The organism is Pseudomonas sp. D1-1 (assembly GCF_051132225.1).
In the GTDB taxonomy this organism is placed as follows: Bacteria; Pseudomonadota; Gammaproteobacteria; order Pseudomonadales; family Pseudomonadaceae; genus Aquipseudomonas.
Genome location: NZ_CP071676.1, coordinates 3,457,801 through 3,482,558 on the forward strand (window position 1 = coordinate 3,457,801; position 24,758 = coordinate 3,482,558).

Sequence of the window (24,758 nt, forward strand, 5' to 3'; positions counted from 1 at the left end):
CACATGGACATGCCCGTCAATACCTTCAAGCAACGCCTGCGCAGCGGTGAAGCACAAATCGGCCTGTGGCTGGGCCTGGCCGACGCCTACTGCGCGGAGCTGGCGGCCAATGCCGGATTCGACTGGTTGCTGATCGACGGTGAACACGCGCCCAACGATCTGCGCACCCTGCTTGGCCAGCTCCAGGCCATCGCGCCCTACCCCGGCCAACCGGTGATTCGCCCGGTGATCGGCGACACGGCGCTGATCAAGCAACTGCTCGATATCGGCGCGCAAACGCTACTGGTGCCAATGGTGGAAAGCGCCGCCCAAGCCAGCGAACTGGTGCGCGCCATGCATTACCCGCCGCACGGTGTACGCGGCGTCGGCAGCGCACTGGCCCGGGCCTCGCGCTGGAACAGCATTGCCGGCTACCTCGACCACGCCGATGAGCAGATGTGCCTGCTGGTGCAGATCGAAAGCTGCGAGGGACTCGCCAACCTGGACGCCATCGCCGCCGTCGAGGGCGTCGACGGGGTGTTCATCGGCCCGGCGGACTTGAGCGCATCGATGGGCCATCGCGGCAATCCCGGCCACCCGCAAGTGCAAGCCGCCATCGAGGACGCCATCGCGCGTATTCGCCAGGCGGGCAAAGCGGCCGGGATCCTCAGCGCCGACGAGACACTCGCCCGACGCTACATCGAACTCGGCGCAGCCTTTGTCGCCGTGGGCGTGGACACGACGGTGCTGATGCGCGGGTTACAAACCTTGGCCGCGACGTTCAAGAACACTCCAAAACCATCGACCGGTGGCGTCTACTGACTCACCGTCACCTTGTGATGAGGGAGCAAGCTCCCTCATCACAAGGTGAACCACTCGCGGCTTCTAGCGTTTGATTGTCTTGAGGTCATCAAGCAACCCCAACAACGTCTGCAATTTCTCCTCCCCCAACCGCCCCTGCAGACGCTGGTAGTTTTCCTCCATGCTCTGGCTCATCGAGTCGAAGCATGCCTGGCCCTGGGGTGCCAGCCGCACCAGCACGCGGCGCTGGTCCTGTTCGGCCTTGCGCCGCACGACCATGCCCGCTGCTTCCATGCGTACCAGCACGCCGGTCATGCTCGGCTTGAGGATACAAGCCAGTTCGGCCAGGCGATTGATTTCCAGCTCGTCATGCTGGCTGAGGATGCGGATGACCCGCCACTGTTGCTCGGTCAACCCATGTTGGTTCAACGATGGACGGAAAAAAGCCATGGCCGCTTCACGGGCCTGCAGCAGGGTCAAGGTCAGGGATTGCCGGGGTTTGGGCATGACATGTTTTCGCGAAAAAAATAGTTAATGAGTTAACCAAATCTTATCAGCTTCACGCTGGAACACTCAGCTTTGTGCGAACTGTTTGAAAACCCAAAAAAAAGCCCCGCTTCTCTCGAGGCGGGGCTTCTTCATTCAGCGGTGTATCAGTTGGCCGTGACCACCGCCTGACCGCTCAGCGCCAGGTCGAGCAGTTCGCGGTTGGCGACTGCGTACATGGCGTAGTCGGTACCACTGGCGGCACGGATGTCCACCAGCATGGCGCGCCAGCGCTCGACCATCTCGCGGTGCTGCTCCAGCCACAGCGCCAGACGGGTTTCCACGTCCTGGCTACCGTCGCCTTCCTGCAGGACCGAGATGGTGATCGCCCGCTGCTGCCAGTCGATGTCATCGCGGAACGCTTCACGGGCCAGGGCCTGCCAGTTGTTTTCAACCGGCAAGGCGCTGATCTGTTGCAGGTACCAGGTGATGTCCAGCGCACTGCCCACGGCGAAGTAGGCCTTGGCCACATCGGCGGCGTTCTGGCCGGTGACGTCGGACGCCTCGATGATCGGCAGCAAGGTGTACAGGTGCGTGGTGCCGGCAACCATGCGCGCCAGCAACTCCGGCACGCCGGCGGCCACGTAGGCCTGGTAGCGGGTCTGCCAGCCTTCGCGGGTCGGGCCTTCCAGCAGTTCGTCGAGCTTGAGGCCCAACGCCGCCAGGTGCGGACCGAAGTGAGCGACGTCACGAGCAGCATTCTGCTCGTTGCGGCGGCTGCGCAGGAACCAGCGCGTGGCGCGACGGCCCAGGCGCATCAGCTCGTCCATCAGCTCCAGTTGCACGTCGGCGGAAACCTGGTGGTCCAGGGCTTCGATCTGACGGAACCAGTGCGGGAGATGGAAGATGTCCCGAACGATTACATAAGCACCGGCCACGTTCGCCGGGCTCATGCCGGTCGACTCTTTCAACCGCTGGACGAACGTGATGCCCATGTGGTTGACCAGATCGTTGGCGATCTGGGTGCTGACGATTTCGCGTTTCAGGCGATGGCGACGCATGGCCTCGGAGAACTTGCTCACCAGCGTTGGCGGGAAAGCCGTCTCCATGTCGCGGGTCAGGTAGTCATCGTCCGGCACCAGGGAATTGAGCAGCGCTTCCTTGAGGTCGATCTTGCTGTAGGAGATCAGTACCGAAAGCTCGGCACGGGTCAGGCCCTGGCCTGCCGCGACACGTTCGGCCAGTTGGTCTTCGGTCGGCAGGAACTCGATGGCACGGTCCAGCTTGCCGCGAGCTTCCAGGTCGTTCATCAGACGCTTGTATTCGGCGATCCGCACAAAGGCGCGACGCGCCGCCAGGGACAGGGCCTGGGTCTGCTTGTAGTTGTTGCCCAACACCAGGCCGCCGACTTCGTCGGTCATGCTCGCCAGCAACTGGTTGCGTTGCTTGTCGGTCATGTCGCCGGCCTGCACCACTTCGTTGAGCAGGATCTTGATGTTCACTTCGTGGTCGGAGCAGTCCACGCCACCGGCGTTGTCGATGAAGTCGGTGTTGGTGGCGCCGCCATGCAGGCCGAACTCGACGCGGCCGAGCTGGGTCATGCCCAGGTTGCCGCCCTCGCCCACCACCTTGCAGCGCAGCTCGTTACCGTTCACGCGCAGCGCATCGTTGGCCTTGTCGCCGACATCGGCGTGGCTTTCGGTGCTGGCCTTGACGTAGGTGCCGATACCGCCGTTCCACAACAGGTCTACCGGCGCCTTGAGCAAGGCGTTCAGCAGCTCGGTCGGGGTCAGCTTGTCGGCCCTGATGTCGAAGCGCTCTTTCATCTGCGGCGAAATCGCGATGCTCTTCGCGCTGCGCGAGAAGATACCGCCGCCTTCGGACATGATGCTGGCGTCGTAGTCGGTCCAGGCCGAACGCGGCAGATCGAACAGACGCTTGCGCTCGGCGAAACTGCTGGCCGGCTCCGGGTTCGGGTCGATGAAGATGTGCAGGTGGTTGAAGGCCGCGACCAGTTGCAGCTTGTCGGACATCAGCAAGCCGTTGCCGAACACGTCGCCGGCCATGTCGCCGACGCCCACCACGGTGATGCTGTCTTCCTGTACGTTGATGCCGCGCTCGCGGAAGTGACGCTGTACGCCAACCCACGCGCCTTTGGCGGTGATGCCCATTTTCTTGTGGTCGTAGCCGGCCGAACCGCCGGAGGCGAACGCGTCACCCAGCCAGAAGCCGTAGTCGATGGCGATGCCGTTGGCGATGTCGGAGAAGGTCGCGGTGCCTTTGTCGGCCGCCACCACCAGGTACGGGTCATCATCGTCATGCCGCACGACGTTGACCGGCGGCACCAGGGCGCCGTCCTTCAGGTTGTCGGTGATGTCCAGCAGACCCGAGATGAAGATGCGGTAGCAGGCGATGCCCTCGGCCGCGATCTCGTCCCGGCTGCCGCCCAATGGCAGGCGACGCGGCAGGAAACCGCCCTTGGCGCCCACCGGCACGATCACCGAGTTCTTCACTTGCTGGGCTTTTACCAGGCCGAGTACTTCGGTGCGGTAGTCTTCCTCGCGGTCGGACCAGCGCAGGCCACCGCGAGCGACGTTGCCGAAGCGCAGGTGCACGCCTTCGACCCGTGGCGAGTAGACGAAGATCTCGAACTTGGGCACCGGCTTTGGCAGTTCCGGAATCAGGTGCGGGTTGAACTTGAAGCTGAAGTACGACTTGTTATGGCCGTTGGCGTCGGTCTGGTAGAAGTTGGTCCGCAGGGTCGCCTTGATCAGGTCCAGGTAACGACGCAGGATGCGGTCTTCATTGAGCACCTGCACATCGTCGAGGGCCGTGAGGATCGCCTGTTCCAGACGCTGTTGCTTGTCTTCCAGGTCATCGCCGCTGAGCTTGCGCGCCAGGTAGAAACGCGTCTTGAACAACCGGGTCAGCTCGCGAGCGATATCGGTGTGGTTGTTCAGGGTGCTGGCGATGTAGCCGAGGTCGAAGCCCAGGCGGATCTGCTTCAGGTAACGGGCGTAGGCACGCAGCAACGCCACGTCGCGCCATGGCAGGCCGGCGGTCAGCACCAGGCGGTTGAACGCGTCGTTCTCGGCATCGCCACGGACGATGTGGACAAAGGCGTCCTGCAGGGTGTCGTTGAGTTGCTGGATGTCGAGGTCGAGGCCTTCGGCGGCGGTGAACGCGAAATCGTGAATCCAGAACTCGCGGCCGTTGGTGTGGCGCAGGCGATACGGGAACTCGCCCAGCACGCGCAGGCCGAGGTTCTCCAGGATCGGCAGCACGTCGGACAGCGCCAGCGGCGTGTCGGCGTGATACAGCTTGCAGTGCAGCTCACGCTGGCCGGACACCTGGCCCAACGGCTGGTAGAAGCTCATCACCAGCGGATTGGTTTCATTCAGGCTCAGCAGGTGTTGCATGTCCACTACGGCCGAGTGCGCGGCAAAACGCTCGCGGTAGCCGGCCGGGAAGCCTTTCGGGAAATCCGACAGCACGTTGGTGCCCTGGGCTTCGCCGAAGCTCTCGATCACCAGGCTGGCGTAGTCGTCCTTCCAGCTGCGGCAGGCCTGCACGACTTCTTTTTCCAGCAGGACCGGGTCGATGTCGAGACGGTTTTTCGGGTCCACGCGCAGGATCAGTTGCACGCGAGCCAGTACGGATTCAGAGAAGAACGTCCAGAACTCGCAGTCCGAGGCTTTCAGGCGATCCATCAGCACTTGCTGGATCTTCTGGCGCACTTCGGTGGAGTAGATGTCACGCGGCACATAGGCCAGGCAGTAGCAGAAACGACCGTACGGGTCCTTGCGCAGGAACACGCGGATCTTGTTGCGTTCCTGGATCTGGACGATGGACATCACCGTGCTGAACAGCTCGTCCACCGGGGTCTGGAACAGGTCGTCACGGGGCAGCACTTCGACCACCTGGGCCAGTTCCTTGCCCAGGTGCGCCTTGGCCTGGAAGCCCGAACGACGTTCGATTTCCTCGACCTTGCGACGGATATACGGAATGACCCGCACGCTTTCGCCGTACACCGAAGAGGTGTACAGGCCCATGAAACGGCATTCCTTGATGACCTTGCCGTTGGCGTCGATTTCACGGATCGACACGTAGTCCGGGTAGGCCGGACGGTGCACGCGGCTTGGGTGCGCGGCCTTGGCGAACGACAACACGGTCGGTTCGCGCAGGTAATTGACCGCGTAGTCTTCGATGCGCAGGTCTTCGGCGGTCAGGCCGGCGCGCAGCAATTTGGTCAGGCCGAGGAACGATTCAGGATCGTATTCGATGTGGCCGCCGTCGGCTTCATCGCGAACCACGAACTCTTCATAGCCGAGGAAGGTGAAGTGGTTGCCCACCAGCCATTCCAGGAAGCTCTTGATTTCGGCTTTTTCGTCGGCATCGGTGGTGTAGGCGCTGTTGTCCAGGCTCGCGAGGATTTCCCGGACCTTGGCTTTCATCGGCTCGAAATCGGCCACGGCCACGCGCACTTCGCCCAGCACCTGCTCAAGTTCCTTGCTCAGGACATTGAGTTCAGCGGCATTGGCGCAGCGGTCGATCTCCAGGTACATCAACGACTCTTGCAGCACGTCGTCGCCCTGGGTGCCTTTGGGCAGGATTTCCAGCAACTCGCCCTTGCTGCCGCGACGCACGCTCAGGACGGTGGTTTGCAGGGTATGGATGCTGTAGCCGCGACGGTTCAGCTCGGTGCGGACCGAGTCCACCAGAAATGGCAGGTCGTGGTGCAGCACTTCGACGGCGGTGTGGGTCGACTGCCAGCCGTGACGTTCATAATCGGGGTTGTAGACACGCACCTGCGGTTGCGCGTGATCGAAGCGCTCAAGCAGGCGCCAGGCGGACAGGGTGCAGCCGGCGAGGTCGGACAACCGGCGCTGGGTGAGTTCATCGAGGGAAATGATGCCGAAGAATTGTTCAGCGAACAGCGCCACTTGTGGCAGTGCCTGTTCACTGATGTGCTGCGCCAGTGCCGCTTGCAGTTGGTGCTGGAAGTCGGCTTTGCTGGCTGCGGTGAAGAACGCCATCTGTGGTACTCCGCTTGGGCTTGTTATTGATGGTAGCGTCGCGTGCAACCCCTTTCGGGGCCGTCGGCCATCCTGTTCCTGATTCTCGGGCAGAGGAAACAGGATGACAGGTGGGTGAAGCTGGACGAGACCCGCAGGTCACATCCTTTTCCATGTAATTCCATGTCATGGACACCTGCAAAAAACACCCTCGGTGGCCTTTGCAGGTGCACATCCGTTGCGCAGCTTAACGAGTGCGACAATGTGCCTGCTTGCAACGCTGCGACATATTCGGTCATCGGCTAGCTTTATGACCGCTCTGCATCGAACAACCCTAGCAGCCTGGAGCCCAAACGGCACCCGAAGGTGGTAATCCTGCAGAAAATCGTCCGGACTGGCAGAATTCCCTTTTTCGTCCCCGCAAGGCTCATCGAGCCAGGAGCCCTCCCCCATGCAAATGACCACCGCCCTGCTGATCGCCAACCCGTGCGACGAAGAAGAGGACAACATGGCCATGCTGTGCTGCCACAGCAACCAGGGCGACATGTTCCTGATGACCCGCTATCCCGACGAAGACGAACTGGAGATCACCCTCGACGGCGAGCCTTCGACACTGGAAGGCGTCAAGGTCACCCTCAGCCCAACCTTGTTGAAAATCGAAATCGCCGCCGCGGATGCCGATGCACTCAACGGTGATGACGTGCTGGAGATAACCTACGACGCAAACGTGACGGATCTGGCGGAAGTGGAACTGACGTTGCAGAACATTCTCAAGGGAACCGGTACTTACCTCAGCCAGCTCTGATCCTGTCGCTATTTTTTGTGGCGAGGGGATTTATCCCCGCTGGGCTGCGCAGCAGCCCCGATTAGTCTGAACAACAACCGCCTGACACACCGAGGAGGCAGGCCTTGGGGCTGCTTCGCAACCCAGCGGGGATAAATCCCCTCGCCACGGGTTTGCGTAATTGAAGCCAATCCCAACCATGAGGGCCCGCGCATCAGCCTTTACCCACCCTCCTTCACCAGATTGCCATCCGCGTCATACACCAGATACTCATCGCTATCACCCGGTCCCCTTACATAATAACGGGCCTCATTGCCGTTATCCGGCACCTTCATGCTGGTGTAGGAGCCCAGTTTCTTGAACAGTTTGTTGTCTTGACTGATCAACACCAGGGCAGAACCACCACCGGCCCGGGTGGCGGCTGCGTAGCGGGTCTGGAAGGCGTTGAGCCGGTCATACTCCAGCGGCACCTTCAGCCTGCCGGCCAGGTCGATGGCGCCGTAGCTGCCATCGCGCCCGACCACCGCCATGCCGTTGGAAAACGGCTCCACCTCGTCATAGGGCAACTTGATAGGCAATCGCGCGCCCTGGCGATTGATAAACGCGAACTTCTTGCTTTTAACCTCCTGCACGAGCAGCGGTTGCTGTCCCACGAAGCGACCTGACGTGTTGTATCCCTCGGGGTTGATCCGCTTGCCGTCCAGGTTGTAGACATCCTGCCGGGTCCGATCGGCGGAACTGGCGTAGAGGTAACCCTCGCTGTGCTCGATGCCGGAAAACTGCGCTGGCAGGATTTCCTTACCCTCCAGGGAATAGGCGCCGTACAGGCCTTCCATGAGATCGGTGCGCTTGCCGAGACGGGCAATGAACACCTTGCCGGCCACGGTGGGGTTGACGAATTTCATCGGCAAGATGAAACGATGCTTCCTGGCATCGTAGAGCCCGTAAGGGCCGTTGGTTTCTCGCTCCACCAGCAGCAGGCCATCGCTCAATGCCTCGGCGATGTACTCGAATGGCAGATCGACGAGCTTGTTGCCGCCCGCGGGGAAATAGGCGAACTGGCTGCGCAACGCCTGCCCGTCCGACTCCGGGTCGCTGGGCTTAGCGGCTGAAAACAGCGTGTAGGCATCCGCCATCAGGCTGTCCTGTATCTGTACCCAACGGGGCTTGGTCAGCCACTGGCCGGCCTCATCGATGAAACCGTAGCGCTCGGTGCCCCGGTCAAGAGCGATGTAACGCGCCTGTGGCGCAAGGACGTTGTCGACCTGGCCGAATTCAACGCTGTTGTCTTCCAGCGGCTCGAGCACATGAATGACGATACGTTGCGGGGTGGCCTCGAACTGGTACCCGACCTCGGTGTTTTTCAACGGCCCCACCTGGGCGACAAGCGCTTCGGTCAGGCGCTCCAGCTGTTGTTGCACCGCCTGGCCGGTCTTGAGTTGCTTGAGATCATCCTTGGTCTGCTGCAGCGCTTGGTAATAATCCTGCAACGCTGCGATATCGCTCTCGGAGGGAAACGTCCGCGAACTGCTGCCGTTGCTGTAGAGCGCCTTGCCCGTCCCGTCCAGGCCCTGCACGACGAAGGTCGACGACTTCGGCGTGCTCAAGCGCACGGAGGCGCTCGCGTCGCCCAAGGCGGTGAGCTGGAAGGATTGGCCGTCGTCCAGCGTTACTTTCGGCTGATCCTTGTCCAGTTGCACTTTCCTGAACGCCGGATAGCTGCGGTAAGCAACCGTCAGGCCGATACTCGCCAATGGCTTGTTGACATCGATCAGGAAGGCGTCATGGGACGCGATCATGTCGTCAGACTCAATTTCGGGGGGTGCCTTGAGTTCGGCGAAGGCTTTTTCGCTGCCATCACGAAAGCGCAGGCGTTGCGGCAGGTACCGCTCGGCCACGGGCTCGTCCGGGGTGCCGGCGCGCTTCCAGAGCGGATCGAGGCTGCTGGTGTCGAGCCTTGCTTCGGAGCCATCGGCAAACAGCCTCTGGGCAAAACGCAGGCCTTGGATCGTCGCCAGTTCAGCTTTCAGCTGCGCGCTGGTGAACGGGACAAACAGCGGCTCGTATTGCAACGACTGCTCGCCGGCAGACTCGCTCGTTTCGATGGACAAGCTCAGTTGCGCATCACTGACCAACTCCAGGGACCGCAGGGTTTGCCCGGTGTCCTGAAGCAAATAGTTGAGGCGCTTTTCCACCTCGGGCAACGCCAGCGTGCCGATGTCTTCCAGGCCCCCTTCGTTGATTTCCCCGGCGACAAAACCTTCGTCTTGCGGCGCGCCGCTGTGACGAAACAGGGCGTAGGACATACCGCCTATCACCAATACGATCACACTCAATATCGACAGCAATCTCAAACGAGGCTGGGTAAGGTTCATGGTGGCTTCGGCAGTCAAGGGGCTGGGAACGTCAGGCAGCTAAACACACGGCCTGGCGCGCTGCAAATCGCCTGCCTGGCCCGGTTCTGACAAGACCTGCCTGAAGCGTCGCCACGGCCCCGCGGCTGCGAAGCACCGTTGGTCGCTCCTGTGACGCGCCGCCCTTGACGCCCGATGAGCTTCTGGTGTTTCCTGAAACCGGTTTCAGAACCGCTAATAAATCCAATAAGCAGGTTTAAATCCGTGACTTCTTTCTCCGCCGCCCAGCGCAGCCGCGTGACCATGCTTGATGTCGCCGAGCGCGCCGGGGTCTCCAAGGCCAGTGTCTCGCGCTTCATTGGCGAAGACCGCGCCCTGCTTTCCGAAGCCATCGCCCGGCGCATCGAGCAGGCGATCGACGAGCTGGGCTACCGGCCCAACCAGATGGCCCGCGGCCTCAAGCGCGGCCGCACCCGCCTGATCGGCATGCTCGTGGCCGATATCCGCAACCCTTATTCGATTGCCGTGATGCATGGCGTGGAAACCGCTTGCCGTCGCCACGGCTACAGCCTGGTGGTGTGCAACACCGACCGCGATGACGAGCAGGAACGCCAGCACCTGGCGCTGTTGCGCGCCTACAACATCGAAGGGCTGATCGTGAACACCCTGGGTCATCACCGCGACGAGCTGTTCGAGCTGCGCAGCGAAATGCCCATGGTGCTGGTAGATCGCAAGGTCGACCGGCTCGACACCGACCTGGTCGGGCTGGACAATCCGGCGGCCGTCGAGATGGCCCTCGATCACCTTGACCAGCGAGGCTACCGCGACCTGCTGCTGGTGACCGAGCCATTCGATGGCACGAGTTCGCGGATCGAACGGGTCGAGAGTTTCAAGACCGGCATCCAACGGCGTCCAGCCCTGGCCGGGGCCGTGGTGGAAACCGGCGATCAACTCCTTGCGCGCATCAAGACCTTTCTCGCCCAGCCGGACCGGGGCCCCAAGGCGCTGTTCTGCGCCAACGGCATCGCCGCGCTGGCCGCCACTCAGGTACTGCGCGACCTCGGTTGCCATTTGTTCAACGACATCGGCCTGATCGCCCTGGATGACCTGGACTGGTACCCGTTGGTGGGCAGCGGCATCACCGCCCTCGCCCAACCCACCGCCGAAATCGGCGCCCGTGCATTCGAATGCCTGCTCAAGCGCTTGCGCGGTGACAACGGGCCGGTGCAGACCCTGGATTTTGCGGCGCGGTTGATTGAGCGCGGGTCGACACGGGGAAACTTGCGGTGATCGGGCTGGCCCCTTCGCGAGCAGGCTCGCTCCCACACTGGATCGGCGTCGCACTGGAGATCCCTGTGGGAGCGAGCCTGCTCGCGAAGCGGCCCTGAAGCAAAACCCTTTTTTTGAACAGAACTGAAACCGGTTTCAGAGGTACAACAACAATGACCAGACCACACGTTTCCATCAGCCTATCCAGCTTCGGCGCCGACCTCGTGCGCCAACGCGGCCAAGGCAGCTTCGTCGAACTGCTGGCCGCCGCCGGTGCCTCGCGCATCGAATGGCGCGAGGAACTGTTCACCCACGAACAGCCCGACGAGCTGGCTGCTGGCGCCCGGGCTCAAGGGCTGGCAAGCATTTATTCATCGCCACTCGAACTCTGGCTGCCCGGCCAACCCAGGCCCAATCCCGCTCTGCTGGTCGCCTTGCAACGTTGCGAGGCGTTCGGCTCGTCCTGGCTGAAAGTGTCCCTCGGCCACTTCACCGATTCCCATGATCTCTCGGCCCTGGCGCCAATATTGGCGACAAGCCCGTTGCAACTGCTGGTGGAAAACGACCAGACCCTGCAGGGCGGACGGATCGAACCCCTGCAGCGTTTTTTCACGGCAGTTGAAGCACAGGGGTTGCCCGTCGCCATGACCTTCGACATTGGCAACTGGCAGTGGCAGGACCAATCGGCCACCGTGGCGGCGCGCCAACTCGGACGGCATGTGGCGTATGTGCACTGCAAGGCCGTGGCCCGACGTGACGACGGCAAGCTGATCGCCGTGCCCCCGGCGCTGGCAGACCTGCACCTGTGGGAACAATTGCTCAAGCACATGCCCGTCGGGGTGATGCGCGCCGCCGAGTATCCGCTGCAAGGCGACGACCTGGCGCAACTGACCGCTGAACATGTCGCCACCCTGTCCCGCCTCGGGCAATCGCGTCGGGAGAGTGCTCATGCCTGAGTTCGATGTATTGTCGTTCGGCGAAACCATGGCGATGCTGGTGGCCGACCAGAGCGGCGACCTGGCCAGCGTCGACCAGTTTCACAAACGCATCGCCGGGGCCGACAGCAATGTCGCCATCGGCTTGGCGCGGCTGGGTTTCCAGGTGGCCTGGCTCAGCCGGGTCGGCGCCGACTCCCTGGGACGCTTCGTGGTGCAGACGCTGGAGAGAGAAGGCCTGGATTGCCGCCACGTGGCGGTCGATCCGGCGCACCCCACCGGATTCCAGTTCAAGTCCCGCACCGATGACGGCAGCGATCCGCAGGTCGAGTACTTCCGTCGCGGCTCGGCGGCCAGTCACTTGTCGATCGATTCCATCGCACCGCCCCTGCTCCGCGCCCGTCATCTGCACGCTACCGGCATCGTCCCCGCGCTGTCGGACACAGCCCGAGCAATGTCCTTCGAATTGATGAGCCGCATGCGCGAGGCCGGCCGCAGCCTGTCGTTCGACCCCAACCTGCGCCCGAGCCTGTGGGCCAGCGAAGCGTTGATGATCAGCGAGATCAACCGCCATGCCGCCCTCGCCCACTGGGTCTTGCCGGGCCTCGGCGAAGGTCGGTTGCTGACCGGTTTTGACGACCCGGCCGACATTGCTGCCTTTTACCTGGACCAAGGTGCCGAAGTCGTGGTGATCAAGCTTGGCCCGGACGGCGCCTACTACCGCACCCAGCTGGGCCAGGGATTTGTCGCCGGCGTGCCGGTGTCCAGAGTAGTGGACACCGTCGGTGCCGGCGATGGTTTTGCCGTCGGCCTGATCAGCGCGTTGCTCGAAGGCCGCGACGTCAGCGAGGCGGTACAGCGCGCCAACTGGATCGGCAGCCGCGCGGTGCAGAGCCGCGGGGATATGGAAGGCTTGCCGACACGCCAAGAATTACTGGCCGAATTTGAAACTGCCGATCGCGAGCAGGCTCGCTCCCACAAGGGCCGCCGCTGACCCTGTGGGAGCGAGCCCGCTCGCGAAAAGGCCACCACAAACGCACCTGCTGAACAAAAACAACAAGCTCAGGAGTCACAACATGCAAACGCTCAACCTCGCCACCCGCCGCTGGTGGTACATCATGCCCATCGTGTTCATCACCTACAGCCTGGCCTACCTCGACCGCGCCAACTATGGCTTCGCCGCCGCGTCGGGCATGGCCGAGGACCTGATGATCACCCCTGGGCTGTCCTCGTTGCTCGGCGCACTGTTTTTCCTCGGCTATTTTTTCTTCCAGGTGCCGGGAGCGATATACGCGCAAAAGCACAGCGTCAAGAAGCTGATCTTCGTCAGCCTGATCCTCTGGGGCTCGCTGGCGACCCTCACCGGGGTGGTGTCCAACGCGTACTGGCTGATCGTGATCCGCTTCATGCTCGGCGTGGTGGAAGCCGCCGTGATGCCGGCGATGCTGGTCTATCTGTGTCACTGGTTCACTCGGGCCGAACGCTCGCGCGCCAACACTTTCCTGATCCTCGGCAACCCGGTGACCATGTTGTGGATGTCAGTGGTCTCAGGCTATCTGGTGGAGCAATTCGACTGGCGCTGGATGTTCATCATCGAGGGGCTGCCGGCGGTGCTCTGGGCCTTTGTCTGGTGGCGCCTGGCCGATGATCGCCCGGCCCAGGCCAAGTGGCTCAGCGACCAGGAAAAACAAGACCTGGAAACCGTGCTGGCGGCCGAACAGGTCGGCATCAAGGCAGTGAAAAACTATGCCGAGGCCTTCCGCTCGCCCAAGGTGATCATCCTGGCCCTGCAGTTTTTCTGCTGGAGCATCGGCGTCTACGGGTTTGTGCTGTGGTTGCCGTCGATCCTCAAGGCCGGCCTGAAAATGAACATGGTCGAGGCCGGGTGGCTGTCATCGCTGCCTTATCTGGCGGCGGTAATCGCCATGCTGATCGTCTCCTGGGCGTCGGACAAGGTGCAGAAGCGCAAGCGTTTTGTCTGGCCGCCGCTGCTGATCGCCTCCATCGCCTTCTACGCCTCCTATTTGCTCGGGGCGGAACATTTCTGGTGGTCCTACGCCTTGCTGGTGCTTGCCGGCGCGTGCATGTACGCGCCCTACGGTCCGTTTTTCGCCATCGTTCCGGAAATCCTCCCGGCCAACGTCGCCGGCGGCGCCATGGCGCTGATCAACAGCATGGGCGCGCTGGGCTCGTTCGGCGGCTCGTACCTGGTGGGCTACCTCAATGGCTCCACCGGCTCCACCGGCATGTCCTTCCTGCTGATGAGTGGCGCGTTGCTGCTGTCGGTGGTGCTGACCCTAGCCCTCAAGCCCGGCGCCAGTGACCGGGTCGTGTCCAAAACCGCGACGCCAAACCCGGCGCCAGCACGTTCCTGAATGAGACTTCCCATGAAAAAACACGTGGTGTTGTACAAAACGCTGTCAGCGCAACTGATGGAGCGCCTGCAAGCGCAGGCCCAGGTCACCCTCATCGAACGCCTCGACGCCCAGGGTCTTGCGCAATTGCGCGAGGCCCTGCCCAGTGCGCATGGCTTGCTCGGCGCGAGCCTGAGGCTCGATGCGCCGCTGCTGGACCTGGCGCCTGACCTTGAGGCCATCGCCAGCGTTTCGGTCGGGGTCGACAACTACGACATCGATTACCTGAGCGAACGCCGGATCCTGCTCACCAACACGCCGGATGTACTGACCGAAACCACCGCCGATACCGGGTTCGCCTTGATCCTGGCTACGGCCCGACGCGTCGTCGAACTGGCCAATCTGGTTCGGGCCGGCCAATGGCAGCAAAGTATCGGCCCGCGGCATTTCGGCAGCGATGTCCATGGCAAGACCCTGGGCATCGTCGGCATGGGCCGCATTGGCGAAGCCCTGGCCCAGCGCGGCCACTTCGGCTTTGGCATGCCGGTGCTCTATCACAGTCACTCGCCCAAGCCTGCGGTGGAACAACGTTTTAATGCGCGCTACTGCGACCTCGATACACTGCTGCACGAAGCCGATTTCATCTGCCTGACCTTGCCCCTGACAGCTGAGACCCAAGGGCTTATCGATGCGCAGGCATTTGCACGGATGCGGCCCGAAAGCATCTTCATCAATATTTCCCGGGGCAAGGTCGTGGACGAAGCGGCGATGATCGAAGCCCTGCGCAGCGGGCAGATCCGTGGCGCCGGGCTGGATGTGTTCGAACACGAGCCCTTGAGCCCGGACTCGCCACTGTTGCAGATGGACAACGTGGTCGCGACGCCGCACATGGGCTCGGCGACCCACGAGACACGCGAGGCCATGGCGCGCTGCGCCGTGGACAACCTGCTGGCGGCGTTGGCGGGTGAGCGGCCGATGAATCTGGTGAATCCGGGGGTTTGGAAAGGCTGAGCGGTTTTTTCCACGTGGCGAGGCGCTCGTTTCCTCGCCACCGTTCTACCTACCGATTATTGACGCCTGACTGGCAATCTCCAGGCTTAAATCACGCTTGTTACTCTCGCGCCCTCTCCTTTCAAGAATGAGTAAACATCTCAACCCATTGAATTGGACAAGCAAAAAGAACAGTTTCAACAGAAAACCGGTTTCTTACAGGCGCGTCCTACTATTTACCAAGACCAAACCTACGCAAGCATCGGAATTTGCACCCTAGCCCATCCATAAGCCTACTGTTATTAATTATGCACTTGCACATAACCGTGCAAGTCAGGTGATCGCGACGCGACACTGAACAGAGGAATAAAATACCTGGGCAGCAAATGCTCTGACAAAACACCCTATGCAATTCCGACAAGAAAATTGCGCAATTACTGATCCTCGAACCCTCTAAAAACCCGCAGATGGTCGTACGCACCCTATGCAAACATTTATTAGAACAGCCTGCAAAAAACATACGACACTTCTGTTAACGACCATCGCAACAATAATAACCCTCAAGTTAGTAGCACTCGCCCCGCCCCTGCTTCTAGGGACCATCATCGACACGTTATATGGCAAAAGTGATGCAACGGCGAACACATTACTCATGCTAACGGCGGGCCTTGTCGCCGCCGGATGCGCCCAAGCGATTATCAGCCCACTGCAAATCCATTTTCTATCAAAACTGGTTCAACAGGTTGTCATGGCCGCGTCTATTGAGTGGCTGACAAACCTGATGCGAAAGGAGTTTGCTCGATTCAACTCATGGCGAATAGGCCACTTCATAAAATCAGTCGAGCGTGGGATTAACGCTAACGAGCAACTATTGACATTTTTTGTCACCGTGGGACTGCCGTTGTGCCTGGAATTCCTGATTGTTGGCGGTGCGTTTTTTTACATGGGTGGCAGTGAAGTTTTTGCGGGAATGACCGGTTTAGGAATCATCTATCTAGCTGCTACCCACAGGATTATCAGATGGCGCAGAAAACACATTGATGCCGTCAACGAGCAGGAAGATGAATTGAGCGCTCATTTGTACAACACCCTCAACGCCGGCAAAGCAATAAAGCTGGAAAATGCCGAGCCCACCGCGATACAACCGTTAAACGAGGCTTTTAAAGGCTACGCCGACGCTGCGGTGGGCGCGGCAACCTCGGGTGGTTTTCTGAGTGCCGCCAAGATTCTGTTCGTTAGCCTCTCCACGGGTGGATTGCTGGGATGGGGGGTTATTGATCAGCTTTCGATCCAGCCCAGTATCAGTGTCGGTCAACTGGTCGCCGTTTTTTCAATCGCCGGCAGCTATTTATTGAATATCGCAGCGTTGACGGAGGGCTATCGAGTAACGGATCAGTTTCTTGCCGATCAGCGTCGACTTCAGAGCCTGCTTTCGCTCCCGAACTTTGACCATTGCGATCGGAAATCGGAGGTCTCTTTTCGGGAGTCATCGACACTGACTCTGCTGCCATGCGGACTCACCGAAAACGACGACGTACGCCTGTCGATTACGCAAGCGCTGACTTTCATTCAGAATCAATCAGTGGCAATCATCGGTCAGAGCGGTGCAGGCAAGTCTACGTTATTGGAAGTTCTTGCCGGTCTGGACCTGGAAACGCGAAATCAGCTCAGTATCGATGGCACCCCGATTTCCCTATTGAACCCTCGCGTTCATTTGAATGCGTTGAGGTACTGCCCTCAACAACCGCGTTTTTTGGAAGGTCCCTTTGAACGCTCCGTTCTATTCGGCGCTAAATCGTCGCCTCGCCTCGACCGGGCAATACGGCGACTGCAGCTACAAACAATCGTTTCTGACCGGACCATCGGTGAGCACGCATCGAATATTTCCGGAGGTGAAGCCAAGCGTTTGTCGCTGCTGCGTCTTATCAACAAGCCTGGACGATTCAACTTGTTCGACGAGCCTAGTGCATCAATCGAGCCCGGGCTGACCAATGCCTTATGGGACCTGCTGTTTGATATTTTCTCAAAACGCGGCTTGATCTGTGTCACCCATGATCTTGATCATCTGTTGCGCTTTGATCGGGTGATTGTCCTGCACAACGGTGCAATCGTTGACGACGGACACTGGCGGGAGCTGGTCAACAGGCCAGCAATCAAATTGTTGCTTGATGACATCAAGACCGGACCCTAGCCGAAATACGGGAAATAGACCTGAACTCCAGCTTTCTCTAGAAGCTCGGCTCCCTCGTATTAGCGGTGGATCAGGCGACATGGAGGCTGAATGGTCGGCCGTCTTCGCGAGCAAGCTCGCTCCCACATTGGGATTGGAACATAGCCGAGAGACAGGTCGGCCCTAAGGCCGCCTCGCGGTGGACGTTGATTTCGGCGCCCCGTTAACCACGCTGGCCGAACGCAGGCGTTGCGCAGTGGGCATCCCGGCATGGATGCCGGGATAGCCGCGCTGGGCCAGGGACGGCCCTTCGCGGCGGCCCACGGAGCAATGCCGGAGTGAGGGCACACCGAGCCTGAGCGAGGTGCCGAGTGGTGGGGCAAAAGCGTTTTGCTTACTTTTGACTGGGCCGGCTTCCGGGCTTCATAAAAGTGAGCCGCTGTAAAAGCGGAACCATAAGCAGCCATTACCGCAGCAACGGATATGTTCCCAGTCAACAAACCCCAGGCCAGCTGTCAGACCGCCATCGCGAGCAGGCTCGCTCCCACAATGGGATCGAAGTATGCCGTGAGAAACAGGCCGGCTGAATAAACCATCCAGGGTAGTTGTTTCCACACCACACCGAAGCCGATCACAAATCCGCACGCTCCATCAAAATCCCGTTAGTCGCCACCCCCCGCCATGCATTAAAGTATCGCCCCCAGCCCCGGCGTTATCCGAACGCCTGGGCCACCCTTTCCAGGAACAGTCACCGATGGAACATCGTGAAGCGCTGCTGGCGCTGCGAACCTTTCTTTCAACGCAGATTCTCGGCCAGGAAAAACTCATCGAGCGCCTGCTCATCGCCCTGCTCGCCGACGGCCACATGCTGGTGGAAGGCGCGCCCGGGCTGGCCAAGACCAAAGCGATCAAAGAGCTGGCCGAGGGCATCGAAGCGCAGTTCCATCGCATCCAGTTCACCCCCGACCTGTTGCCCGCCGACATCACCGGCACCGAGATCTATCGCCCGGAAACCGGCAGCTTCGTGTTCCAGCAAGGGCCGATCTTCCACAACCTGGTGCTGGCGGACGAAATCAACCGTGCCCCGGCCAAGGTCCAGTCGGCCCTTCTCGAAGCGATGGCCGAGCGGCAGGTCAGCGTCGGGCGCAGTACTTATGAGCTGTCGCCACTGTTCCTGGTGATGGCCACGCAGAACCCGATCGAGCAGGAAGGCACCTACCCGCTGCCCGAAGCACAGCTCGACCGGTTCCTGATGCACGTCAAGATCGGGTTTCCGGACGCCGCGGTCGAGCGCCGGATCCTGCAGCAGGCACGCGGTGAGGCGTTGAATGGCGAAACCAAGCCTGAACGTCGCGTCAGCCAGCAGGCAATTTTTTCGGCGCGCAAGGAGATCCTCGGGCTGTACATGGCCGACGCCGTGGAGGAGTACCTGGTGCAACTGATCATGGCCACTCGCAACCCGGCCAAGTTCGACCCGGAGATGGCCGAGTGGATCGCCTACGGTGCCAGCCCGCGGGGCTCGATTGCCCTGGACCGCTGCGCCCGGGCCCACGCCTGGCTGGCCGGACGCGACTTCGTCAGCCCGGAAGACATCCAGGCCGTGCTGTTCGACGTGCTGCGCCATCGCATCATCCTGTCGTTCGAAGCCGAAGCCGCCGGCATCGACCAGGACCGGGTCGTGCAGCGGATTCTCGACGTCGTCGCTGTCGCTTGAGCATGAATCATGAATAACCCACTGGCGCCCGTCCCGGGCATCCGCGTCAGCCTCTCGGAGCTGATCGAGATGCGCCATCGCGTGCGCGAAGTGCAGTTGTTCTCCACCCCTGGCCAGCGCAGCCCGCTGATCGGCCTGCACCATTCCAAGCTGCGCGGGCGCGGAGTGGACTTCGATCAGGTGCGGGTCTACCAGGCCGGCGACGACGTGAGGACCATCGACTGGCGCGTCACCGCCCGAACCCAGGAGCCCCACACCAAACTGTTCCATGAAGAACGCGAACGGCCGATCTTCATCATGATCGAGCAAAGCCACCGCCTGTTCTTCGGTTCCGGGCAGGTCTTCAAGTCGGTACTCGCCGCCCAGGCCGCCAGCCTGATCGGCTGGGCCGCGCTGGGGCACAATGACCGGGTCGGCGGCCTGGTGTTCGGCAATAACAGCCACTACGAGGTCAAGCCTCGGCGCAGCAAACAAAGCCTGCTGCAACTGCTCAACCGCCTGGTGCGCGTCAATCAGTCGTTGCACACCGAAGGCGAGTCGGACCGCGACTCCTTTGGTGTCGCCTTGCGCCGGGCCAGGGAAGTCCTGCGGCCCGGCAGCCTGGCGATCGTGATCTGTGACGAGCGCGCCCTCTCCGACGGTGCCGAGCAGCAGTTGAGCCTGCTGTCGCGTCATTGCGACCTGCTGCTGCTGCCGCTGTCCGACCCGCTGGACCACGCCCTGCCCGCCGCCGGCCTGCTGCGGTTTGCCCAGCGCGGTGAGCAATTGGAGCTCGACACGCTGAACCTGGAACTGCGCCAGACCTACCGCGCCCAGGCCGAGGCGCGCCTGGAGCGCTGGGAAATGCTGGCGCAGAAGCTGCGGATCCTGATGCTGCCCTTGAGCACTCAAGGCGACATGGTCGAACAACTGCGCGAGTACCTGAACCCCAAGCGCCCGGGGAAAACCCGATGAGCAGCCTCGATCAGTTGCAACCACTGATGGCGCCACCGACCATCGGCTTCTGGCCGCCCGCGCCGGGCTGGTGGTTGCTGCTGGTATTACTGCCATTGCTGGGCCTGGGCCTGTGGCACTTGCGCCGGTTCATTCCCGCCAAGCGCACCCAGGACCGCGCCGAGCAACCCCTGGATCCGGTGCGCCTGGCCGCGCTGGCCGAGCTGGCGCGGTTGCCCAAGCCCTACGACGGCGCGCCGGCCGGGGCCTGGCTGCAACAACTCAACGGGCTGCTCAAGCGCCTGTGCCGCAACCATTATCCCTACAGCCAGAGCCATACTCTCAACGGGCGCAAATGGCTGGCCTTCCTCGACAACCGCTGCCCGGCCGCCGGCCTGACCCGCTGGATGATCCTTGTAGAAGGTGCCTACAAGCCCGAATGCAAGCTTGACGACAAAGCCATCGCCGGCCTGACGCAAGCGGTCGAGACGTGGATTCGCAAACATGTTTGAGTTCGCCTGGCCGTGGATTTTCGCCCTGCTGCCGCTGCCCTGGCTGATGCGCATGGTGCTGCCTGCAGCAGACAGTGGCGAACCGGCACTCAAAGTGAGTTTCCTCGAGGACCTCGAAGGGCTGGTCGGGCGCCGGGCCCGGGCCAATCTGCCGACATGGCGCCAGCAGGCGCCTTTCATCCTGCTTTGGTTGTTGCTGCTGATCGCCGCCGCCCGCCCGCAGTGGCTGGGCGAGCCGTTGCCGATTGCCGCCAGCGGTCGCGACCTGCTGGTGGCGGTGGATGTCTCCGGGTCCATGGATTTTCCTGACATGCAGTGGAAAGACGAGGACATCAGTCGCCTGGCGCTGGTCCAGCACATGCTCGGGGATTTTCTCGAAGGTCGGGAAGGTGACCGGGTCGGCCTGATTCTGTTTGGCAGCCAGGCCTACCTGCAGGCGCCGCTGACCTTCGACCGCCGCACCGTACGCCACTGGCTCGACGAGGCGCGCATCGGCATCGCCGGCAAGAACACGGCGATCGGCGATGCGATTGGCCTGGCCCTCAAACGCCTGCGGCAACGCCCGGCCAACAGCCGCGTGCTGATCCTGGTCACCGATGGCGCCAATAACGGCGGCGAAATCGACCCGCTGACTGCCGCCCAGCTGGCTGCCGACGAAAGCGTGAAAATCTACCCGATCGGCGTGGGTGCCGATCCGGAGCAAAGTGGCACGGCGGGATTTCTCGGCGTCAACCCCAGCCTGGATCTCGACGAAGCGACACTCAGGGAAATCGCTCAGATCACCGGCGGCCGGTATTTCCGCGCCCAGGATGGCGAGCAGTTGCTGGCGATCAAGACCACCCTCGACCAACTCGAACCGGTGACCCAGCAGCCGACCCAGGCCCGTCCCGCCCAGGCGCTTTATCATTGGCCGCTGGCCGTTGCCTTGCTGTTGAGCATGTTGCTGGTGGTTCGTGAGCGCTGGCCGGACAACCCCTTGCAACGCCTGTTCACCCAGCCGCTGTTTCAACCCTCGCAAACCTCTGAATGGCGCCAGCGGCTCAAGCGCCTGCGACTGCGGAGGCGCCGATGATCGCGCTCTGGCCGCATTGGCTGCGTCCCGCTTTTATCTTGCTGCTGCCCCTGTTGGGCTGGCTGCTCTGGCAACTGTGGCACCGACAGAAACGCGTGGGCCGCTGGCAGATGATCCTGCCGCCGGCATTCCATGCCGTGCTGCTCACCGGTGGCAGTGGTCGCGAAAGCAAGCTGCCGTGGATCGCCCTCGGGCTGGGCTGGCTGCTGGTGGTGCTGGCCTTGCTCGGCCCCAGCTGGACGCGGGTCGAACAGACCAGCCAGAAACCCGCCGATCCGCTGGTGGTTATTCTCGAACTGACGCCAGAGATGCTCGCCACCGACGTCCCGCCCACGCGCCTGGAACAGGCCCGGCGCAAAGTGCTCGACGTGCTGCAGAACCGCAGCGACGCGCAGACCGCAATCATCGTCTATGCCGGCAGCGCTCATACGCTGGTGCCGCTGTCCGACGACCTGGCCACCAGCGCCAACCTGCTCGAAGCCCTGGCGCCATCGATCATGCCGCAAGGCGGCCACCGTGCCGACCTGGCCGTCAACAAGGCCATGGCGTTGCTGGACCAGGCCGGGCTCGGCCACGGCCGGATCCTGTTGATCGGTTCATCCCTGAACGAGCAGGAACGCCTTGGCATAAGCCAGGTGCTCGACGGTTCCGCCACTCGTTTGCTGATGCTCGGCATCGGTACGCGTGAAGGTGCGCCCGTGGCCCAGGAAGACGGCAGTTACCTGAAGGATGCCCAAGGCGCGATCCTGGTGCCGCGCCTGGACAGCCCAAGCCTCAAGTCATTTCTCGATGAGCTGGACGGCCGTTACCGTCCCGCGCATCTGGACGACAGCGACCTGCGCGGCCTGGGCCTGCTGGACGGTCCGCGCCGCCTGCGCAGCGATGGCCAGAAACTGCGCCTGGACACCTGGGCCGACCAGGGTTATTGGCTGCTGTTGCCGCTCCTGCTGCTGGCCGCCTGCGCCGGGCGTCGGGGCTGGCTGTTCTGCCTGCCGCTGCTGTTTGCGCTGCCGCAGACCAGCCATGCCTTCGAATTCGAGGACCTGTGGCTGCGCCCCGATCAACAGGGCCAGCACCTGCTCAAGCAGAAACGCCCGGCCGAGGCCGCCACTCGCTTCGAGGACAGCCAATGGCAAGGTGTCGCCCTCTACGAGGCCGGCCAGTACAGCGAGGCCGCCCGGCGTTTCGCTGAAAGCAACGATGCCCGCGCGCATTACAATCGCGGCAATGCGCTGGCCCGCAGCGGCGAACTGGAGGCCGCGATCGATGCCTATGAGCAAGCGCTGGAATTGCAGCCGGACCTGCGCCCGGCGCAGACCAACAAGGCCTTGGTGGAAAGCCTGCTGAAAGAGCAGGCTGCGCCACCGGACACCGCCAAGCCCGACGAAAACCAGGACCCCGCGCCCACCGAGCAATCGCCGGATAGCGATACCCCGAATCAGTCGTCCGAGCCGGGCCAGCCTTCTTCCGAGGCGCCAGCGACGCCGGAGCAATCCCCGGCGTCCCAGGTGCCACCGACCCGCGCCGAGGACGTGCCCGGCAGCGAACTGCCCGACGAGCAGACCACCACCCCGCCGCTGCGCCCGGCCGCGGGCCAGCGCAATGCCGAAGAGCAGCGCCAGGCACTGGAACAATGGCTGCGCCAGATCCCGGACAACCCGGGCGAACTGCTCAGGCGAAAATTCTGGTATGAACAGCAAAGCCACCAGGCTCAGGAAAAACACCAATGACCCGCTTCACCGCCTATCTCCTCGTCTTGCTGCTCTGGGCTGCTGGGTCCCAGGCCGCGCAGCTGACTGCCAGCGTGGACCGCAGTCGCCTGAACTCCGGGGAGACCGTCGAGCTGACGCTGGAGTCCAACGATGCCACGCTGTTCGGCAAACCTGACCTGAGCCCGCTCCAGGCACTGTTTGATGTGCGCGGTACCCGCCAGGTCAACCAGTTGACCACCCTTGACGGCGAGAATCGCGCCACTACCCGCTGGATCGTCACGCTGCTGCCGCGTCAGAGCGGCACGGTGGTGATCCCGCCGCTGCAACTGGGCGAAGTCAGCAGCCAGCCGATCACTTTGCAGGTGATCGAAAGCGAAACCCGCAACGCCTCTGGCACCCTCGCGCCGGTGTTCATCGAAGCCAGCCTCGACCAGCGCGAGGTGTATGTGCAGGCCCAGGCCATCCTGACGCTGCGCATCTACCATTCGGTGTCGCTGTACGACGACAGCAGCCTGACACCGCTGCATATTCCCGATGCGCGCACCGAGCAACTGGGCGAATCGCGCACCTACGAAAAAGTCATCAACGATGTGCGCCACGGCGTCATCGAGTTGCGTTACGGCATCTACCCGCAGCGCAGCGGCGAACTGGCGATCCCGGCCCAGACCTTCAGCGCCACGCTGGTTGAACCCACGGCCCAGGGCACCGCAGCACCGGGCGCCAAACCCGGCCAGTTGATGCGCGTCAGTTCCACGCAACTGCAACTGACCGTCAAGCCCAAGCCCGCCAGTTACCCGGCCGACCTCCCCTGGCTGCCGGCGCGCAGCTTGTCCTTGAGCGAAAGCTGGAGCCCGGAACCGACTCACAGCCAGGTCGGCGATTCGCTCACCCGCAGCCTGACCCTGGAGGCGGAAGGCTTGACCAGCGCCCAGTTGCCGCCGCTTCCGCCTACCGAAATCAATGGCCTGCGGCGCTACCCCGACCAGCCGGTGCTGAGCAGCCGCAGCAGCGAGCGCGGCCTGGTTGGCAGCCGCGAGGACCGCGAAGCCCTGGTGCCCAATCGTAGCGGCACCATCGAGCTGCCGCCCGTGGAAGTGGTCTGGTGGAACACCCTGGAAGACCACCTGGACCGCACCAGCCTGCCGGCCCGGACCCTGCAAGTGGCGAACAACCCGAGCCTGATGGTCGACACACCGGCAGGCACCACTCAGATCGTCACCACTGTCGACAGCGAAACCCTCTGGTACTGGCAACTCAGTACGTTGATCCTGGCCTGCACGACGTTGCTCGGCTTCGGCCTGTGGTGGCGCGCGCGTTGGCAACCGGCGATCCTGCGCTCGGCCCAGGCCGGGCCGAGCCCACGCACACTGCTGGATGACCTCAAGCGCGCCTGCCTGGCCAACGACTCGCACGCCACCCGCCAGGCGCTGGATGCCTGGGCTCGACAGCAACCGGAAACCTTGGCCGACATGGCGGCGCGTTTCGTGCCACTGTCCGACGCCCTCGACGGCTTGAACGGCGCCCTCTACAGCGAAACCGGCCAGTATTGGCAAGGGGAAGACCTGTGGCGGGCGATCCGGACCATTCCGCCTCTGGAAGGAACGCCGGACGCTGCCAGTGATTCGAGCCTGCCGCCGCTCTATCCCAAATAACCCGGTTTTGTTGCGCAGGGCTTTTT

General features: G+C 62.3%; 17 protein-coding genes. 14 read left to right on the forward strand and 3 right to left on the reverse strand.

Going from position 1 to position 24,758, the window contains the following annotated elements; genetic code table 11:
- The first annotated feature begins 3 nt into the window (after positions 1 to 3).
- Complete coding sequence (hpaI, locus tag J3P86_RS15510; protein WP_434698362.1) at positions 4 to 801, forward strand: 4-hydroxy-2-oxoheptanedioate aldolase; 798 nt, start codon at positions 4 to 6, stop codon at positions 799 to 801.
- A gap of 63 nt (positions 802 to 864) precedes the next feature.
- Here the strand turns inward: hpaI and hpaR are convergent, their stop codons facing one another.
- A complete protein-coding gene (hpaR, locus tag J3P86_RS15515) occupies positions 865 to 1,287 on the reverse strand; it encodes a homoprotocatechuate degradation operon regulator HpaR (protein ID WP_434573669.1) in 423 nt (140 codons plus the stop codon).
- 146 nt (positions 1,288 to 1,433) lie between these two features.
- Positions 1,434 to 6,302, reverse strand: coding sequence for an NAD-glutamate dehydrogenase (locus J3P86_RS15520; protein WP_434630370.1), 4,869 nt, complete (start codon positions 6,300 to 6,302; stop codon positions 1,434 to 1,436).
- 430 nt (positions 6,303 to 6,732) lie between these two features.
- On the opposite strand from J3P86_RS15520, the gene J3P86_RS15525 reads away from it, so the two are divergent.
- Entirely contained in the window at positions 6,733 to 7,086 is a 354-nt protein-coding gene (locus J3P86_RS15525; protein WP_434630368.1) for a hypothetical protein, read from the forward strand.
- A gap of 200 nt (positions 7,087 to 7,286) precedes the next feature.
- On the opposite strand, the gene J3P86_RS15530 is transcribed toward J3P86_RS15525, so the two are convergent.
- Complete coding sequence (locus J3P86_RS15530; RefSeq protein ID WP_434698364.1) at positions 7,287 to 9,440, reverse strand: WG repeat-containing protein; 2,154 nt, start codon at positions 9,438 to 9,440, stop codon at positions 7,287 to 7,289.
- 243 nt (positions 9,441 to 9,683) lie between these two features.
- Between J3P86_RS15530 and J3P86_RS15535 the strand changes: the two genes are divergently transcribed.
- The 12 genes from J3P86_RS15535 to J3P86_RS15590 all read left to right on the forward strand — a co-directional run bounded on the left by J3P86_RS15535 (position 9,684) and on the right by J3P86_RS15590 (position 24,732).
- Entirely contained in the window at positions 9,684 to 10,709 is a 1,026-nt protein-coding gene (locus J3P86_RS15535) for a LacI family DNA-binding transcriptional regulator (RefSeq protein ID WP_434630363.1), read from the forward strand.
- Positions 10,710 to 10,861: 152 nt separating this feature from the next.
- Positions 10,862 to 11,644: a sugar phosphate isomerase/epimerase family protein gene (locus J3P86_RS15540; RefSeq protein ID WP_434630360.1), complete on the forward strand. Its 783-nt coding sequence runs from the start codon at positions 10,862 to 10,864 to the stop codon at positions 11,642 to 11,644.
- Complete coding sequence (locus tag J3P86_RS15545; protein WP_434630358.1) at positions 11,637 to 12,617, forward strand: sugar kinase; 981 nt, start codon at positions 11,637 to 11,639, stop codon at positions 12,615 to 12,617. The genes J3P86_RS15540 and J3P86_RS15545 overlap by 8 nt, the downstream gene beginning before the upstream one ends.
- An 82-nt stretch (positions 12,618 to 12,699) precedes the next feature.
- The gene (locus J3P86_RS15550) at positions 12,700 to 13,998 is read left to right on the forward strand and encodes an MFS transporter (protein WP_434630356.1); all 1,299 of its coding nucleotides are present in this window, start codon (positions 12,700 to 12,702) and stop codon (positions 13,996 to 13,998) included.
- A gap of 12 nt (positions 13,999 to 14,010) precedes the next feature.
- Positions 14,011 to 14,988, forward strand: coding sequence for an NAD(P)-dependent oxidoreductase (locus tag J3P86_RS15555; protein WP_434630354.1), 978 nt, complete (start codon positions 14,011 to 14,013; stop codon positions 14,986 to 14,988).
- A gap of 463 nt (positions 14,989 to 15,451) precedes the next feature.
- On the forward strand, positions 15,452 to 17,158 hold the full coding sequence (locus J3P86_RS15560) for an ATP-binding cassette domain-containing protein (protein WP_434698365.1): 1,707 nt from the start codon (positions 15,452 to 15,454) through the stop codon (positions 17,156 to 17,158).
- Positions 17,159 to 17,891: 733 nt separating this feature from the next.
- A complete protein-coding gene (locus J3P86_RS15565; RefSeq protein WP_039589986.1) occupies positions 17,892 to 18,851 on the forward strand; it encodes an AAA family ATPase in 960 nt (319 codons plus the stop codon).
- Positions 18,852 to 18,860: 9 nt separating this feature from the next.
- Complete coding sequence (locus J3P86_RS15570) at positions 18,861 to 19,805, forward strand: DUF58 domain-containing protein (protein ID WP_434573652.1); 945 nt, start codon at positions 18,861 to 18,863, stop codon at positions 19,803 to 19,805.
- A complete protein-coding gene (locus tag J3P86_RS15575) occupies positions 19,802 to 20,296 on the forward strand; it encodes a DUF4381 domain-containing protein (protein ID WP_434630348.1) in 495 nt (164 codons plus the stop codon). Before J3P86_RS15570 ends, J3P86_RS15575 begins: the two co-directional genes overlap by 4 nt.
- Positions 20,289 to 21,368, forward strand: coding sequence for a vWA domain-containing protein (locus tag J3P86_RS15580; RefSeq protein ID WP_434630346.1), 1,080 nt, complete (start codon positions 20,289 to 20,291; stop codon positions 21,366 to 21,368). Before J3P86_RS15575 ends, J3P86_RS15580 begins: the two co-directional genes overlap by 8 nt.
- Positions 21,365 to 23,098 (forward strand): tetratricopeptide repeat protein, encoded by a 1,734-nt coding sequence (locus J3P86_RS15585; RefSeq protein ID WP_434698366.1) that lies wholly within the window; start codon positions 21,365 to 21,367, stop codon positions 23,096 to 23,098. Before J3P86_RS15580 ends, J3P86_RS15585 begins: the two co-directional genes overlap by 4 nt.
- Positions 23,095 to 24,732 carry a BatD family protein gene (locus tag J3P86_RS15590; protein ID WP_434573645.1) on the forward strand — a complete coding sequence of 546 codons (1,638 nt, stop codon included), beginning with the start codon at positions 23,095 to 23,097 and terminating at the stop codon, positions 24,730 to 24,732. Before J3P86_RS15585 ends, J3P86_RS15590 begins: the two co-directional genes overlap by 4 nt.
- Positions 24,733 to 24,758: the final 26 nt, after the last annotated feature.

What these genes read in the sequence shown, in the direction of transcription:
- J3P86_RS15540 (WP_434630360.1), top strand. Translation starts at nt 10,862, where the DNA reads ATGACCAGACCACACGTTTCCATCAGCCTATCCAGCTTCGGCGCCGAC.
- J3P86_RS15530 (WP_434698364.1), bottom strand. Translation starts at nt 9,440, where the DNA reads ATGAACCTTACCCAGCCTCGTTTGAGATTGCTGTCGATATTGAGTGTG.
- J3P86_RS15565 (WP_039589986.1), top strand. Translation starts at nt 17,892, where the DNA reads ATGGAACATCGTGAAGCGCTGCTGGCGCTGCGAACCTTTCTTTCAACG.
- J3P86_RS15545 (WP_434630358.1), top strand. Translation starts at nt 11,637, where the DNA reads ATGCCTGAGTTCGATGTATTGTCGTTCGGCGAAACCATGGCGATGCTG.
- hpaI (WP_434698362.1), top strand. Translation starts at nt 4, where the DNA reads ATGGACATGCCCGTCAATACCTTCAAGCAACGCCTGCGCAGCGGTGAA.
- J3P86_RS15560 (WP_434698365.1), top strand. Translation starts at nt 15,452, where the DNA reads ATGCAAACATTTATTAGAACAGCCTGCAAAAAACATACGACACTTCTG.
- J3P86_RS15590 (WP_434573645.1), top strand. Translation starts at nt 23,095, where the DNA reads ATGACCCGCTTCACCGCCTATCTCCTCGTCTTGCTGCTCTGGGCTGCT.
- J3P86_RS15520 (WP_434630370.1), bottom strand. Translation starts at nt 6,302, where the DNA reads ATGGCGTTCTTCACCGCAGCCAGCAAAGCCGACTTCCAGCACCAACTG.
- hpaR (WP_434573669.1), bottom strand. Translation starts at nt 1,287, where the DNA reads ATGCCCAAACCCCGGCAATCCCTGACCTTGACCCTGCTGCAGGCCCGT.
- J3P86_RS15570 (WP_434573652.1), top strand. Translation starts at nt 18,861, where the DNA reads ATGAATAACCCACTGGCGCCCGTCCCGGGCATCCGCGTCAGCCTCTCG.
- J3P86_RS15550 (WP_434630356.1), top strand. Translation starts at nt 12,700, where the DNA reads ATGCAAACGCTCAACCTCGCCACCCGCCGCTGGTGGTACATCATGCCC.
- J3P86_RS15525 (WP_434630368.1), top strand. Translation starts at nt 6,733, where the DNA reads ATGCAAATGACCACCGCCCTGCTGATCGCCAACCCGTGCGACGAAGAA.
- J3P86_RS15555 (WP_434630354.1), top strand. Translation starts at nt 14,011, where the DNA reads ATGAAAAAACACGTGGTGTTGTACAAAACGCTGTCAGCGCAACTGATG.
- J3P86_RS15575 (WP_434630348.1), top strand. Translation starts at nt 19,802, where the DNA reads ATGAGCAGCCTCGATCAGTTGCAACCACTGATGGCGCCACCGACCATC.
- J3P86_RS15585 (WP_434698366.1), top strand. Translation starts at nt 21,365, where the DNA reads ATGATCGCGCTCTGGCCGCATTGGCTGCGTCCCGCTTTTATCTTGCTG.
- J3P86_RS15580 (WP_434630346.1), top strand. Translation starts at nt 20,289, where the DNA reads ATGTTTGAGTTCGCCTGGCCGTGGATTTTCGCCCTGCTGCCGCTGCCC.